The following is a 1,760-nucleotide window of genomic DNA, read 5'->3' on the forward strand; positions in this document are numbered from 1 at the left end:
TCTCCGGCCCGCTCGACGACCGCTCCGAGCTCTACATCACCATCGACAAGTTCATCCCGGAGCTCGTGGAGGGCGATTTCGAGCTCGACGAGAAGACCCGCGTGGTGACGCTGACCGAGGCGGGCAACGAGCATGTCGAGCAGCTGTTGATGAAGGCCGATCTGCTCAAGGGCGAGTCGCTCTACGACATCGAGAACGTCACCGTCGTGCATCACGTGCAGCAGGCGCTGCGCGCCCACAAACTATTCCAGCGCGACCGCGATTACATCGTCAAGAACGACGAGGTGATCATCATCGACGAGTTCACCGGCCGCATGATGCAAGGCCGCCGCTACTCCGAAGGATTGCACCAGGCGCTCGAAGCCAAGGAGCATGTGGCAATCCAGCCGGAGAACCAGACGCTCGCCACGATCACCTTCCAGAATTATTTCCGGCTCTACGAGAAGCTCGCCGGCATGACCGGCACGGCATCGACCGAGGCCGACGAGTTCCTGGACATTTACGGCCTCGACGTGGTCGAGGTGCCGACCAACATGGACATGATCCGCGACGACGAGGACGACGAGGTCTATCGCACGGCGCAGGAGAAATACCGGGCCATCATCACGCTGATCAAGGACGCCCAGAAGCGGAAGCAGCCGATGCTGGTCGGCACCACCTCGATTGAGAAATCCGAGATCCTCTCCGAGCTGCTCAAGAAGGAGAAGGTGCCGCATCAGGTGCTGAACGCCCGCTATCACGAGCAGGAGGCGCGCATCATCGCGCAGGCCGGCGTGCCGGGCGCGATTACCATCGCCACCAACATGGCGGGCCGCGGTACCGACATCCAGCTCGGCGGCAATGCCGACATGCTGCTGGCGGACTGGCTCGCGGCCGAGACCGAGAAAGGCGAGGAGCCGACGCCGGAGAAGATCGCCAAGAAGCGGGCGGAGATCGCCGCCGACGTCGGCAAGAAGAAGCAGACGGCGCTCGATGCCGGCGGGCTTTATGTGGTCGGCACCGAGCGGCACGAGAGCCGCCGCATCGACAACCAGCTGCGCGGCCGCTCGGGCCGGCAAGGCGACCCGGGCCGCTCGCGTTTCTTCTTGTCGCTGGAAGACGATCTGATGCGCATTTTCGGCTCGCAGCGCATGGACGGCATGCTGCAAACGCTCGGCCTGAAAGAGGATGAGGCGATCATCCATCCCTGGATCAACAAGGCGCTGGAAAAGGCGCAAGCCAAGGTCGAGGCGCGCAACTTCGACATCCGCAAGAACCTGCTCAAATACGACAACGTGATGAACGATCAGCGCAAGGCGATCTTCGAGCAGCGCCGCGAGCTGCTTACCGACGCCGATCTCTCCGAAACCGTCGCCGACATGCGCCATCACGTGGTCGACGATTTGGTCAATACCAGCATCCCCGAGAAGTCCTATGCTGAGCAGTGGGACACGGCGGCCCTGCAAGAGGCGATGAAGAATATCTTCGACGTCGATCTCCCGGTGGCCGATTGGGCGGCGGAAGAGGGCATCGGCGAGGACGAGCTGCACGAGCGGCTGATCAAGTCCGCCGACGAGAAGACCGCGCAGAAGGCCGCCAATATCGGGCCGCAGATCATGCGCCAGATCGAGCGGGCAGTGTTGTTGCAGACGCTCGACGGCCTATGGCGCGAGCATCTCGTCACGCTCGAACATCTCCGCCAGGTGATCGGTTTGCGCGGCTACGGCCAGCGCGATCCGCTGAACGAGTATAAGAGCGAGAGCTTCACGCTGTTCGAGCAC

Annotated in this window: 1 protein-coding gene; it reads left to right on the forward strand. The window is 62.7% G+C overall.

The features are described from left to right. On the forward strand, positions 1–1,760 hold a 1,760-nt coding region (secA, locus tag WB308_RS06675), incomplete at both ends, for a preprotein translocase subunit SecA (protein WP_424190211.1).

Origin of the sequence: Sulfuricurvum sp. (assembly GCF_049587615.1) — a bacterium.
Taxonomy (GTDB): Bacteria; Campylobacterota; Campylobacteria; order Campylobacterales; family Sulfurimonadaceae; genus Sulfuricurvum.